Consider the following 14,242-nt stretch of genomic DNA (forward strand, 5'->3'; position numbering starts at 1 on the left):
AAACAGAAACACCGAGCAGATTATTCGCTCGGTGTTTCTGTTTGGTACTTTATTAGCCGCGCTCAGCTTTAAATGCTGCCCGCTTCTCGTCCATAACCTCTTGACCGCCAATTTTCATGTAGTCGGCAACCTCTCTGTCATATACACTGTCAAAATCAGCAGGCTTGGCTGTAATAACCTTTACAAAGATTTCATCTTCCTTTTTCTTTAAGGTAGCCGCATACTTAATTTCCGATTCGATCGGCGTTAGTACTCGCGGTTTTACGACGCCGTCCTTGCTGCCTGTCTCTATACTCTCTACTGTAAAATCTCTGTAATTTACATCGGAAGCGTTAGCTGCGATATTCAGCTTTTCATCTGTTGTACTTACATATTTACCGTTCAATATAATACAATAATCAAAATAATTGTACAGCAAATTTTTCGCAGCATCATTGTCCATCGTAACAGGAATTCCGTTATCCATCGTATAGGTTTCGCCTTCCGTGCCATTTTGCAGCACGATAATATTTTCAGGCTTCGCCATCCAATCCAGGAATTTAACAGCTTCCTCAGCACGTTGGCTTGCTTTCGGCACTAAAATATACATGCCTTGAGGCGAATATACCGGCTTTGGCGTTCTGCCCTTGGCGTCGGTGAATGGATCAATAAGCGTAAGCTTTACATTAGGATCATTCTTTTGCAGCTCGGCCAAATAGCCCATATATACCGGCTCGTTCGTATTGGTCGTTCCCGCTCCAATTAATCCGTTCAGTAAATTTTTCTGAAACTGATTCGTATCCTTGTTCATGTGAAGAGGGAAGTCCTTATCCAATATTCCTTCATTGAACAATTTGTTCATAAAACGATAGGCTTCCTTGTTGCCCGGCAGCAGCCACTCTGCGCTTGCGTACAGGTCCTCGTCGGAAATATTATCCCAATCCCAGAAAGAATATTGCAGCGGATGCATATGGAAATAGTCGGTCATGCCGCCATAAGCAAATGCTTTAGGCTTTGCATTTTTGAACGCAACCATCGTTTCGTAAAATTGCTCAGTCGTCGTCGGAACAGGCAGTCCAAGCTCGTCAAGCCAGTCTTGGCGTATAAAGGTGGAGCTTTGCGCGTCTATGACCCGTTTGGCCGGAATAGCATACTGCTTGCCGGCAAAAACGCCGTAGCTCAATACATCCTCACCCAGCACTGCCTTCAGGTTTGAGCCGTATTGGTCCAGAAGCGGTCCAAGCTCGGTTAGTCCGCCGTCCTTTACATATTTTTCAACTGTCGGCGTGTTGTAGGTGAATACGATATCTGGCGCCTGACCGGATGCCATAAGCACATTGAGCTTGTCGATTTCCTCAGAACGGGGAACTGTAACAAATTCAAGCTTTATATTGTTTGGATCGCCGAAGTTTTCCTGCATGTATTTAGTGAAAAAATTATCTGTAATCGGCGGCGCGCCAGCAGGCGTATTATTGCGGTCAAAAAGTTCAATTTTCAGCGTTACAGGGTCCTTCTTTGGCTCTGCGGTGGGATTCGGCTTTTCTGTATTTTGTGATGAATTCCCCGTACTATTAGCCGGCTTTTCTTCCTTTTTACCGCTTCCGCAAGCAGACAGCAAGGATACCAGCATGATGGCAGTGATGACGCTCAGTAACCATCTGGCATTTTGAATTTTCATTGCTTTCAACTCCCTTTCACATTTTTGTATATAGCAGCTTCTTCAATTGCATTTGCAAACCAAGAAGTTTACTATTAGCCCTTTACCGCTCCAATCATCATTCCAGAAATAAAATAGCGCTGCAGCCAAGGATAGACTAAAAGAATGGGCACTGTACCGAACATGATCGATGCCGCCTTCAAGCTTTCCGGTACAGGGGCCGCCACATTCTGTGCCTCCATAATGGACAGGTCAGTCGCTTGACCGCTTATGACCATGGCATAAAGCTTGAGCTGGATCGGATACAGATGCTGACTCGTAATATAAATAAGCGCATCCTGAAAGCCGTTCCAGCGGCCTACTGCGTAGAATAAGCTGAGTGTTGCCAAAGAAGGCAGCGACAGCGGCAAAATAATACTCAACAGCACGCGCAGATGGCTCGCCCCATCCATTTTGGCCGATTCGTCAAGCTCTACCGGAATCGATGAAAAGAACGTTTTTATAATAATGAGATAGAAAGCGCTGATCGCTCCCGGCAGCACCAGCACCCAAATGCTGTCCAACAGCTGCAAATTTTTCATAAGCAAATAATCAGGAATAAGACCGCCGCTAAAAAACATAGTCAAAACAATGAGAAACAAGAAAAAGGTGCGGCCTCTTAAATTTTTTTTAGTCAGAGGATAAGCTGCTGCAATGGTCATAACCATAGCGATTGCAGTAAACAATACAACCAGCACGATTGTAAATAGCAATGAACGGACCATCGTAGAGTGTTGAAATACGGCCTTATAGGCTGCAAAATTGATTTCAATCGGAAACAACGTCACTTTTCCTGCCATAATGGCTCCATTAGAGCTGAAGGAAAGCGCGATAATATGAATCATTGGCAGCAAGCACAGCAAGCCAAGCAGCGAAATAACAAAAATAATAATCCCATCAATCAGTTGAATCGAAGACGATTTCCCCATATTCTCACCCCTAAAAAATTCCGTGATCATTCACCTTGCGTGATACAAAGTCTGCGGTAAGCAGGAATATAAGTCCGACAACAGCCTGGAATAAGCCAATCGCTGTAGCAATCGTATAACGTGCAGATTGAATGCCTACTTTGTACACGTAAGTGCTGATTACTTCAGAAACGTCGGCGACCATCGGGTTGGCCAATGTAAACGGACGATCAAAACCGATAGCAGACATATGGCCCACATTGATAATAAGCAGAATGACGATGGTAGGCTTAATGCCTGGCAGCGTAATATGCCACATTTTTCTGGCGCGCGTCGCTCCATCCACCTCTGCTGCTTCGTACAGCTCTTTGTTTATACCGGTCATTGCAGCCAAATAAAGAATAGTTCCCCAGCCTGCTTCCCTCCAAATACCTGTGCCTAAATAAGTCGTTATCCAGTAAAGGGGCTCCGATAGGAAAGGAATGGATTCCAAGCCTAATGAGTTCAGAAAAACATTGACGCTGCCCGCATTGGTCGCAAACAGCTGCGTTGCCATTCCGCCGATAATGATCCAGGATATAAAATGCGGCAAATACAGTACCGTTTGCGCTGTTCGCTTAAACCATTGAATACGCAGCTCGTTAAGCATTACCGCTAAAAAAATCGGAACCGGAAACCCAATAACGAGATCTAGCACATTCAGCACAAAGGTATTGCGAAGCGCGTTATAGAACGCATCCATTTGAAATATTTCTCGAAAAGCATTCAGACCGATCCAGGAGCTTTCCAGTATGCCCTTGAACATGTTGTAATCCTTGAACGCTATAATGACACCGAGCATAGGAACATATTTGAATAAAATAAAGTAGGCAAGAGGCAATATAAGCAACGCATATAATTGCCAATCACGCCAAATATCCTTCCAAAAATAACGTCGCTGGAGCTCGGGAGGCTTTAGAGCTGGCGGGCGTTCCTTTGTTATCATCTGCATAGGCAACCTCCTATTCATTATTTGTAAGCGCATTCACAATACAACCTTATCATGTGCCCAAGTCCTCTTTATATAATCAATAATCCTGCGTCTGGCAGTCGTTCAAACCTGCATCCCTGCGCTGCTTTTTGCCTTTGCCAGCTGAAAAAAATACATTTTTCCATCAGCCTCAAACCATTTTCAAGATGTAACAATTTTCTATTTTGATGCAAGGATAAACGACTCCGCCGTCTTTCGCTTAAACGAAGGAGGCGCGTTTACCAAAAAAGTGTTCCCGAGCCGCAACCTGCGGCATGAGAACACTCGTCTTTTCCTGATTAAATTATTTGATTTATCTATTTTAACTTCTCGCTGATGGCACAACAGGTTATAATATTAAATATTGTTTACTAAATTAAATTGCCCCTGCTAATCCTATAAGGAGGAACTTATGAATAATACAAAAGTATTTGCAGGCACTTCGAATCAAAAGCTTGCGCAGATGCTCTGCGATAAATTAGAAATTCCTCTTGGCGATGTTGCTATCTCCCGTCAGTCAAGCGGAGAAATTCATGCCTCATACCAGGAATCAATACGCAACGAGCATGTATTTATCGTACAAGCTCTTTCTCATCCTGTTAATGAGCTTCTGGTGGAGCTGCTTATTTTAATAGATGCAGCCAAGCGCGGTTCGGCAAAAACGATTAATCTCGTTATTCCCTACTATGGGTATGCCCGTCAGGAGCGCAAAGCTGCGCCACGCGAGCCTATCTCAGCCAAGCTGGTGGCAGATATTTTAACGACCGCAGGCGCTACGCGTATTATTACAGTTGATCTGCATGCCGATCCGATAGAAGGCTTTTTCAAAATACCCGTCGATCATCTAACGGCGCTAGGCATGATCATTCGCTACCTGAAAGATAAAAAGATCGATAATCCTGTTGTCGTTTCGCCGGATGCCGGACGAGCTACAACTGCAGAAAAGCTGGCCATGCTGCTGGATTGTCCATTTGCTATCATGATTAAAAACCGCCCTGAGCACAACAAAGCAGAAATTACTCATATCATTGGCGAGGTCGCAGGCATGACGCCAATTATTATTGAAGATTTGATTGATACTGGCGGAACTATCGTGAACGTTGTCAATGCTTTGAAGAGCAATGGCGCCAATGATGCTTACGTATGCGCAACCCATGGCGTATTTTCGGACAATGCGATGGATCGATTGAATCATCCCAACATTAAAGAGGTCGTTATTACAGACACAATTGCAATAGGCGAACCGCCTTCAGACAAATTTGTCGAGCTGTCTGCCTCAGGTTTGCTTGCCGAAGCCATTCGGATCATTACAAAAGGCGGATCTATTGATTCCCTTCAACATACACGCGTATAGCTAGGATAAACGGCATCCGCCGTCCTTTGGACAGGCGCATTTGCCATATACTATCTTATATTTCAAAAAAGAAGCAGCTTCACAATGAGAAGCTGCTTCTTTTTTTGTTCTTTGTTATCCACCTTACTCATAAATATAAGTGGAGCCCACTAGATACTCTGAACGATTCGCTTATTTGAACTTGGTATTTAGAATACCAGCTGGGAGTGATGGAATGTCACAAGCAAACATACCCGACATCAATCCGCAAATAGCCATCAAGCGGGATGATGTTATAAATCTGTTTATTGCATCGCTAGCAATGGAAGAGCTAGGACTTAGCCATATTATTAACGCAGAAGCGGAGAAGCTGCAATTTGTGCTGGGCACACTGTATAATGCTTCTTTAAAACCGCCTGCCACATTTAAAGAAGTATTGGAAACAAACGAAAGTGTCCGGCTAATGCTTCGGGAAATCAGCAGAAAAGAACAAGTTTTGAACGACAGGCTCGAATTAATTATAAACGTATCTTCCAATTCCACACCTCCAGACCCACCTAATCCTCCAATTCCTCCTGATCCGCCAGAACCTTCAGAACCTTTCGTCCTTGCTGACGAGCCATCCCAGCTGCCCGAAGAAAAAGCTCCTGCGGATACTCTAAGTGGACATAGCTCTACAATTACAACAGATCCAGCAGATTCCGCAGATATCGACGATATAATAATAAAAGGAGAAATTGATTCCTCGGAAGAAACTGATCACTTATAGGTTCCAATAGCAGCAATAAATATTTTTGCAATGATAACCTTTACACGTATCGGATATGAAGAATAGCGCTGGATTGTTCCTTAATTAGCCCGGGACTGCAGCGCTATTTTGGCTGTTAATTTATTAGGCTAAGCCGCTGCCGCTAACGGGCAGGCGCTCTTCCAGCTTTCTTGTATAGGATAGCCGATCTATGCTTGCTGCCATGCTTCACGATCTGTTAGGATGAAACCAAGGCTAACCGACTTCTGCCGTCTGACGACTCATGAATTGGGGTGTATCCATGCATGATTATAAAGCACTGATCGACAAACAGCGCGCGTACCTGCAAACAGCAGGCAGCCTGACTATTTCCAATCGCAAGCAAGCGCTGAAAAAGCTGGGCGATTGGATTAGAGCTTATGAACCGCGGATTATTCAAGCCTTACAGGCTGATTTGCATAAATCGGAATTTGAAGCCTACTCGTCTGAGGTGGGCATTGTTTTGCATGAAATAAGCTTTGCGCTGCAAAATCTGGAGCGATGGGCTCGCCCCAAAAAAGTGAGGACGCCCGTTACCCATTTGGGTTCAAAAAGCTATATTCATTATGAGCCTTATGGCGTTGTGCTCATTATTGCGCCATGGAATTTTCCTTTCCAGTTAGCGATCAATCCCTTGATTGGAGCGCTTGCTGCCGGCAACAGCGCTATAATTAAGCCATCCGAGCTTACACCGCATACGTCAGCTATTATAGCCGAGCTAATCAGCAAAGCTTTCAATCCCGAATATGTCGCCGTTGTCGAAGGCGGCGCAGATGCAAGCAGTGCGCTGCTTGCCGAAAGAACAGACTATATATTTTATACAGGCGGTGAAGCTGTCGGCAAAATTGTGATGGAAGCGGCAGCCAAGCACCTCACGCCAGTTACATTAGAGCTGGGTGGAAAAAGCCCCTGCATCGTGCATGCGGATGCCAACCTTCCGCTTGCTGCTAAACGAATTGCTTGGGGCAAATTTATGAATGCAGGTCAAACCTGTGTAGCGCCAGATTATTTATATGTACATGAATCCGTGAAAGAGCCGTTTCTTAACCTTTTGCAAGCTGCTATTCGGCAGCTTTACGGTGAGAAGCCGCTGCAAAATCCGGCTTATACGCATATCGTTAACCAAAAACAATATAATCGTCTTGTCAGTTTAATGGATAACGGGACGATTATTTATGGCGGCGAGCATGATCATGCCTCTAGCAGCATTGAGCCTACATTGCTGGCCGATCCAGCACCTGACAGCAGCTTAATGCAGCAAGAAATATTTGGGCCATTGCTGCCGATCATGACATATCAAGATATTAAGTCGATTATGATAGATATTAAACAGCGCGAAAAACCGTTATCGCTTTATTTGTTTTCGCAAAGCAAAAACATACAGCAGCAAATCATTTCACAGCTGCCATTCGGCGGAGGCTGCATCAATGACACCGTGTATCATTTTACGAATCCTCATCTTCCTTTCGGGGGGACCGGCAACAGCGGAATGGGTGCTTACCACGGAAAAAACAGCTTTGAGCTTTTTTCTCATCGTAAAAGCATCCTGAAGCAAACGACCATTTTCGATCTTCCGTTTCGTTATCCTGGCCGTAAAAATGGGCTTGCCTTCATTAAAAGGTTTTTGAAATAACATTACCGCTGGAAGAGGAGTGCTGCCGATGAAAACGTATGGATTGCCTTTAGCTATTTTAGTCATGAGCGTTATTTATATTTTTGCTATCCCGTCCGATCCGGAGTACGTAAAGCTGCTGTTCAAGCTGATCCCGATGTGGCTTATTATCTATTACGCCTATTTGCAGCTGCGCCATATTAGAGGAACGAGACAAACATATCATACACTGCTTATTATAGGCTTGTTTTTCTGTATGCTTGGCGATGGTTTATTACGCTGGTTTATCGTTGGCTTAACCGCTTTTTTAATCGGGCATCTTTTTTATTTGGCCGGCTTTATTCAAAATTGGCAGTATACCAAGGCCCGCTTCTACACTGTAATTCCTCTAGCTGCTTTCGGCATATTTATGGGCTGGAACCTTGTTACGGCACTTTCAGACAAAGGCGATGCTCATCTAATCGCTCCTGTCCTGCTATACATTGTCGTCATCTTGCTGATGACCTGGACAGCAATTATGACCGGCAACAAATGGGCTATTATAGGCAGTATTTTGTTTGCGATTTCAGACAGTATCCTTTCTTGGAATATGTTTATATCTAAGGTAGACATGTCACACTTGCTTATTATGGGCACTTATTATACCGCTCAATTTTGCATGGCGAGCAGCATTCGTACACTCGGTGAGAAGAAAAACAGTTATACACTAAAAAGAGTTAGGTAGTTTTGCACAAAGTCTGGTTTGGGGGGGCGCCGACCCATTCTGTATGAATTTTCATATACAATTTTGTTTCTTGGGACATTTCCGCACATTGTGTATGGAATTTCATATACAATTTTGTTACTTGGGACATTTCTGCACATTGTGTATGAAATTTCATATACATTGAGACGTTTTGAGGGGGCGTCGGCCCATTCTGTATGAATTTTCATATACAATTGTGTTTTTGGGAGCATTCCAGCGTATTGTATATGAAATTTCATATACAATACGCTGTTTCGAGGGGCGCGGACACGCATAGGGTCGTAGAGTTTCGATATAGGAGAAAAGTGACTGTTTTCGTAGGGCAGATGTGAATCTGCTCTTTTTATTGTGTTAAAATAAGCTATAGGCATACAAACAGGCTTAATCAGAGAGGAGCAGCTGCAATGAGTCTTTCACCGCAACACACATCAGTTGGCTTTATCGGTATTGGCGTAATGGGCAGAAGTATGGCGGGGCATCTATTAGACGCAGGCTATGCGCTTCATGTTTATACAAGAACCGCATCCAAGGCAGACGAGCTGGTTAAGAGGGGCGCAACGCTGCACCATTCTCCCAAAGCGCTAGCAACAGCTTGCGATGTCGTCATTACGATGGTCGGCTACCCGCACGATGTAGAGGAGATTTACTTGCAGGCTGACGGATTGCTTGCACATGCGAGGCCGGGAGCTTATTTCATCGATATGACCACGTCCAGCCCGCAGCTGGCCCAGCGCATTCACGAAGCATGCGCCGCAAAAGGCGTGCATGCGCTTGACGCGCCAGTGTCAGGCGGCGATATCGGCGCCAGAGATGCCAAGCTGTCGATTATGGTCGGCGGAGACAAAGATGTATATGACGCAGTACTGCCGATTCTTCAGCTGATGGGCAGCAATATTGTGCGTCAAGGCGCAGCAGGAGCCGGTCAGCATACGAAAATGTGCAATCAAATCGCTATTGCCTCCAATATGATGGGCGTGTGTGAGGCGTTGGCCTATGCGAAAAGCTCCGGTCTTGATCCCGCTACCGTCCTTCAAAGCATAGAAAGCGGAGCTGCAGGCAGCTGGTCGCTCAGCAATCTCGGCAAGCGCATGATTGATGGCAATTTTGAACCTGGCTTTTATATTAAGCATTTCATAAAGGATATGGGCATTGCGCTGCAATCTGCCAAAGAGATGGGCCTCAATACGCCAGGACTCGCTCTGGCTGAATCGATTTACAAACAACTTGCCGAGCTAGGATATGGCGAGAAAGGCACACAGGCACTGTACTTATATTACACAAAACATGCTAACCAACAAGAATAAACGGCTTCGCCGTCCGGTGAAAACTGATACTTTCCTATATTTTAAAAATAAGGCAGATAAGGGATCTATCCCTTACCTGCCTTTTTTGTTCATGCACGAAAATCACTGCTGGCAGCCTGCAGCAATTGCATAAGCTGCCTGGCCGTTTGACGCAAATGCTGGCGCGTCCGCTCAGGCTTCATTGCCTCCTCCAGCGTCATAGGACCGCTAACGATTGGGAAGCTCGCTGTTATGCCATTGCTGAACAGCTCACTGCCCGTATTCTGCACGCTGCCGGCCAGCGCAATAACGGGAATGCCTTGCTGCGCTGCAAGCTTGGCGACTCCGAGCGGCGCCTTGCCGCGCGCTGTCTGTCCATCCAGCCTGCCCTCGCCAGTAATGACTAGTGAAGCTCCTGTCATATGCTGCGCTAGGTTCAGGCGGTCAAGCACCAGCTCGATGCCGGATTGCAGCTCGCCGCCAATAAAACCGACAAAAGCTGCGCCTAATCCCCCGGCAGCCCCCGCTCCTGGCATGAGGGCGATATCACGTCCGAGAAATCTATTAGCTGCCTCGGCGAACTGGCGCAAGCCTTGATCAAGCTGCTCAACCGTCGCCTGATCTGCGCCCTTCTGCGGCGCAAATATATATGCAGCGCCGTCATGGCCATACAGCGGATTATCCACATCACAGGCAATGCGGAAGTGACAGTCCTTGAGCTGCTCCATAACGCCGCTGGCATCAATGCTTGCAATATTCGCTAATGCGGCACCGTTATTCGCAATGGGCCGGCCTTCTTGATCCAGAAAACGCCAGCCGAGGGCAGACAGCATACCGATACCGCAATCATTAGTGGCACTGCCTCCAAGCCCAATAATAAACTGGCGGCAGCCTTGCAGGACTGCATGGCGGATCATCTCGCCAACCCCATAGGTCGTCGTGTGCAGCGGATTGCGCTTCGGCATGGGAACAAGCGGCAAGCCGCAGGCGGCAGCGACCTCGATCACGGCCGTATGATCACTCAGCACACCGTAGGAAGCCTGAACAATTTCGTCTAGCGGGCCAGTCACATCAGCTGTCTGCAATACGCCATTCGCAGCGGCAATCATCGCTTCGACCGTACCTTCGCCGCCATCTGCCAGCGGAAGCGAGCATACCTCTGCTTGAGGCGCAGCATCATAAATACCGGCTGCAATCGCCTCTGCCGCTTCTATTGAGGACAAGCAATCTTTAAAGGAATCTATTGCAATTATAATTTTCAATCTAGTATCGCCCCCGACAATAATTCCACTTATACAAAAGCTAACAAGCTAGACTTGCTCATTCACAAGCTGCGCTGCTTGCTCAAGCGCTGCAATGACTTTGTCGCACCACTCATCAAATTCAGGATCCTCCGTCTGAAGCTCCGGATGCGCCAAAATATGATTAATCGTCTGCTTCATCCCTTGATCAAGCCGAGTTGTCGCCACAAATCCGGGCACAAGCCGCTTTAGCTTGCTATTGTCAAAAACGACGGAGTGCGCTTTATCTCCAAGCAAGCCTCCTTCATAGTAGCCATTGCTGCATGCGGACAAGAACGAGGAAGACACATGCACGGCCTTCAGCTCGACGCCAAGCGCATCTGCAATAATTTGATAGATTTGATTCCACGTAACGGTCTCATCCGAAGTAATTTGAACCGCCTCGCCTATAGCATGCATATTGCCCATAAGGCCAATAAAACCTTTGGCAAAGTCGCTGTTATGCGTCATCGTCCATAATGACGTACCGTCGCCATGTATAATAACAGGCTTGCCGGCCAGCATTCTGCGGGCTACCTGCCATGAGCCTTTTGCTCCGTGCACACCGAGAGGTATCGATTTGTTGCTGTAAGTATGGCTCGGCCTGACAATCGTGATGGGAAAACCTTGCTCGCGATATTGTTTAATCAAATAATCCTCACAGGCAATTTTATCACGGGAATATTGCCAATATGGATTAGCAAGCGGCGTCCCTTCATTTACCCGGTAATCCGATAACGGCTTCTGATAGGCAGAAGCCGAGCTTATAAAAATGAACTGCTTCGTTTTGTTATGAAAGAGTCGATAATCACGTTCCAAATGTTCGGGCTTAAAGGCAATAAAATCAGCTACGACATCAAAGGACATATCGGCAATAAGCGATGCTACCTTCTGTTCATCGTTAATATCCGCTTCAATGCTTTTTACACCCGCAGGCAGCGCGTTATTTTTTGAACCACGATTCAATACATACAGCTCGCAGCCTTGTTGCGCCAGCTGCTCCGTTATAGCTAAACTAATCGTTCCTGTTCCACCAATAAATAATGCTTTCATAAGCCACCTCCTATTTTAACTATTCGACACTTGCCTAATGAAACCTGCCCTTTGCTGCTATCCCTATTTCACTAATTATGTTAAATTCACTATGTACATAAACATAAGGATAAACGGATTCCGTCGTCCTTTGGCCATGCGCGATTACCCGGTCATGCGCAGCCTTATCTCTATCATACAGGAGGGTCTTAGATGAAGAAGCTTATAAAATGGTTAGCAGCCCTTTTGCTGATACCAGTTGCTATTATTGTTGTATTTCTTGGCTATGTCACAATTACGGATTATAAGCCGCCTGCACAGATAGCGCTGTCCTTGAATGAACCCATGCTACCTGCCAAAACAGTCATTACGCAAGGTGACACGCTTACAGCTACTACGTTTAATATCGGCTACGCCGGTCTTGACGAAGGGCAGGATTTCTTTATGGATGGCGGAACCCGCTCGCGCTCAAGCAGTAAGTCCAAAACCGACGAAAACATTCTCTCAATGGGTGGATATTTGCAGGACAAACAATCGGACTTTTATTTGCTTCAAGAGGTGGATATCAAATCCTCACGCAGCTATAAAGTAAACGAGGTTACTATTCTGCGAGATTTATTGCCGCAATACGGCTACGTCTTTGCACTCAATTATAAGGTGCCTTGGGTGCCTGTTCCTGTATTTAAGCCAATGGGCAGTGTGCAAAGCGGGCTGCTCACGATGTCGCAATATGCAAGCAGCGCGCATACAAGATACGATTTGCCGGGCAAAGAAAGCTGGCCTGTTCAGCAGATGGAGCTTGACCGCGCCTTTATCGAAAGCCGCTATCCTGTAGACAACGGCAAGGAATTCGTGCTGGTCAACCTGCATCTGTCCGCCTTTGACGAAGGCGGCGTAATTCGCAAGCAGCAGCTTGAATTTCTCGAAGCTTACATTGAGCAAGAAGTAAAGCAAGGCAATTACTTGCTGCTTGGCGGCGATTGGAACCATTCCCTGCCAGGCACTGATCCGCAAGTATTTCCCGCAGAGCAAGCATGGCCGGAATGGCTGCAGCCTTTCCCTGTAAGCTTTGGCGCGAAAAATTTTAACTGGGGAGTAGACCCTAATACGCCGACTGTTCGCACGCTAGACATTGCTTATGAGGATGGGGTAAACTTTCTCGCTGTTATAGATGGTTTTCTTGCCTCTTCAAACATTGAAATTATAGAAACTAGAGGCGAGCAGCTGCATTTCAAAAATAGCGATCATAACCCTGTAACGATTTCATTTCGTTTGCTTTAGTTTAATTTTTAATGCCGTAGGGCTATATGAGTAAGGAGTTGTAAGCAATGTGGAGTTTAAAGTTAGAACCTATAAGTCGTGCAAATATCATTAATCTGCTTAACCTGCCTGAGTCTGAGGAAGAATGGTCACGTTTGCTGATGGAGGAAGCCGAGCAAGGCATTGACGGCACTGCTATGCGGGAGCAGCGGCTTGCGGCTATGTCTGAGCAGCTCCTGCAAGTATTACCAGACCGCTTTCATCCGTACGTTCATGACGGTACTATTAACCAGCCTAATCTGGAAGCTGCTGTTCGTGAGGATCTGTTGCAATGGTATCAGGAACAACGACAGCAGATTACTGCCTCTATAGAAGGCGCATGGCAAGCTGCTGAGTCGCTTGAAGAGCTTGTAGATGAGCAAACCTGCAAGCTGCTGCAAGAAGGCTTCCATGACGGCCAGCTTTTACATCAGCTAAACCAGGCGGATAAGCTGACTTTGCGTTTAACTGCAGGAGGCTTTAATCGAGAACGGTATGTAACGATTCATTTTGAAAATCCGCAAATCGAATATAAAGGAACTGAGCTGCGGATAGGATGCTGGTGGATTTATAGCGAAGTACGTAATATTGAAGGGAAAATCGGTCTTAGAGTCATATGGGATATGCCGGAGCTGGAATGGACAATTATTGCATCTTCAGTAAGTATAGAGTGCTATTATAAACCGAAGGCGTTTGCCGATTTGAATGGTTACGATGTGCAGTCTATGGATGCCTTATTGGCTGTCTTTGCAAAATTGGAGCCTACGTTTAACTATTACCTTTATACGGACACAGAAACAATCGAGCTGCTGCCTACTGCCAAGTGGCAAGAAGGGCTGCCCATAACCGCAAGCGGAGAAAGCTGCTATATGATCGGAGAAGCGGTGTACTGCAAGCATAATAATAAGGAGTTACACATTGCCGATAATAGCTGGGAGCTAATAAAAAAGCTCGTAACAGACATTTACGAGGATCCGTATGAGATTTTTTCTATCCCGCTTCCTGATGAAGAGCTGGAGGGTGCACTATTTGGCGACGATCTTGTGCTTAGAACTAGAGCATGGAATACGCTTTACAATGATCCGCAGCGTCATCCTGACTTGATCAATCGCGGCTTGCTGCATTTAAAGGCGGTCACACCTGATAATGGAGAGCTGATTCTATATGTTTACACCGGACATTTCTCCAGAGCTGGCGTGCTGACGGATTCTACTTTGGCGGAAATGAAGGAATTTTCATAGTACGAAACGGTATGGAAATGTAATGAATGTCAGAAGCA

The 14,242-nt window shown here is 45.9% G+C and carries 12 protein-coding genes; 7 read left to right on the forward strand and 5 right to left on the reverse strand.

Annotated elements, in window-relative coordinates:
• Positions 1 to 52: 52 nt before the first annotated feature.
• From V1L65_RS28210 to V1L65_RS28220, 3 genes are all read right to left on the reverse strand, one after another.
• Positions 53 to 1,657, reverse strand: coding sequence for an extracellular solute-binding protein (locus V1L65_RS28210; protein WP_331702683.1), 1,605 nt, complete (start codon positions 1,655 to 1,657; stop codon positions 53 to 55).
• A 74-nt stretch (positions 1,658 to 1,731) separates the two neighbouring features.
• Positions 1,732 to 2,604, reverse strand: a complete 873-nt coding sequence (locus V1L65_RS28215) for a carbohydrate ABC transporter permease (RefSeq protein WP_331702684.1) — start codon at positions 2,602 to 2,604, stop codon at positions 1,732 to 1,734.
• A gap of 10 nt (positions 2,605 to 2,614) precedes the next feature.
• The gene (locus V1L65_RS28220; protein WP_442955730.1) at positions 2,615 to 3,568 is read right to left on the reverse strand and encodes an ABC transporter permease; all 954 of its coding nucleotides are present in this window, start codon (positions 3,566 to 3,568) and stop codon (positions 2,615 to 2,617) included.
• A 436-nt stretch (positions 3,569 to 4,004) separates the two neighbouring features.
• On the opposite strand from V1L65_RS28220, the gene V1L65_RS28225 reads away from it, so the two are divergent.
• The 5 genes from V1L65_RS28225 to V1L65_RS28245 all read left to right on the forward strand — a co-directional run bounded on the left by V1L65_RS28225 (position 4,005) and on the right by V1L65_RS28245 (position 9,373).
• Positions 4,005 to 4,946: a ribose-phosphate diphosphokinase gene (locus V1L65_RS28225; protein ID WP_331702686.1), complete on the forward strand. Its 942-nt coding sequence runs from the start codon at positions 4,005 to 4,007 to the stop codon at positions 4,944 to 4,946.
• Between the two features lie 214 nt (positions 4,947 to 5,160).
• Positions 5,161 to 5,694, forward strand: a complete 534-nt coding sequence (locus tag V1L65_RS28230) for a hypothetical protein (RefSeq protein WP_331702687.1) — start codon at positions 5,161 to 5,163, stop codon at positions 5,692 to 5,694.
• A gap of 280 nt (positions 5,695 to 5,974) precedes the next feature.
• Positions 5,975 to 7,345 carry an aldehyde dehydrogenase gene (locus tag V1L65_RS28235; RefSeq protein WP_331702688.1) on the forward strand — a complete coding sequence of 457 codons (1,371 nt, stop codon included), beginning with the start codon at positions 5,975 to 5,977 and terminating at the stop codon, positions 7,343 to 7,345.
• A 28-nt stretch (positions 7,346 to 7,373) separates the two neighbouring features.
• Positions 7,374 to 8,048 (forward strand): lysoplasmalogenase, encoded by a 675-nt coding sequence (locus V1L65_RS28240; protein WP_331702689.1) that lies wholly within the window; start codon positions 7,374 to 7,376, stop codon positions 8,046 to 8,048.
• Positions 8,049 to 8,425: 377 nt separating this feature from the next.
• Positions 8,426 to 9,373, forward strand: a complete 948-nt coding sequence (locus tag V1L65_RS28245) for an NAD(P)-dependent oxidoreductase (protein ID WP_331702694.1) — start codon at positions 8,426 to 8,428, stop codon at positions 9,371 to 9,373.
• Positions 9,374 to 9,462: 89 nt separating this feature from the next.
• Here V1L65_RS28245 and V1L65_RS28250 read toward each other — a convergent pair whose 3' ends face one another.
• Positions 9,463 to 10,614: a glycerate kinase gene (locus V1L65_RS28250; RefSeq protein WP_331702690.1), complete on the reverse strand. Its 1,152-nt coding sequence runs from the start codon at positions 10,612 to 10,614 to the stop codon at positions 9,463 to 9,465.
• Between the two features lie 48 nt (positions 10,615 to 10,662).
• Positions 10,663 to 11,685, reverse strand: a complete 1,023-nt coding sequence (locus V1L65_RS28255) for an SDR family oxidoreductase (RefSeq protein ID WP_331702691.1) — start codon at positions 11,683 to 11,685, stop codon at positions 10,663 to 10,665.
• A 192-nt stretch (positions 11,686 to 11,877) separates the two neighbouring features.
• Between V1L65_RS28255 and V1L65_RS28260 the strand changes: the two genes are divergently transcribed.
• Both V1L65_RS28260 and V1L65_RS28265 read left to right on the forward strand, forming a co-directional pair.
• Positions 11,878 to 12,945: an endonuclease/exonuclease/phosphatase family protein gene (locus V1L65_RS28260; RefSeq protein ID WP_331702692.1), complete on the forward strand. Its 1,068-nt coding sequence runs from the start codon at positions 11,878 to 11,880 to the stop codon at positions 12,943 to 12,945.
• Between the two features lie 47 nt (positions 12,946 to 12,992).
• Positions 12,993 to 14,204: a DUF4085 family protein gene (locus V1L65_RS28265; protein ID WP_331702693.1), complete on the forward strand. Its 1,212-nt coding sequence runs from the start codon at positions 12,993 to 12,995 to the stop codon at positions 14,202 to 14,204.
• Positions 14,205 to 14,242: the final 38 nt, after the last annotated feature.

It is taken from the genome of Paenibacillus sp. IITD108 (assembly GCF_036541265.1).
In the GTDB taxonomy this organism is placed as follows: Bacteria; Bacillota; Bacilli; order Paenibacillales; family Paenibacillaceae; genus Pristimantibacillus.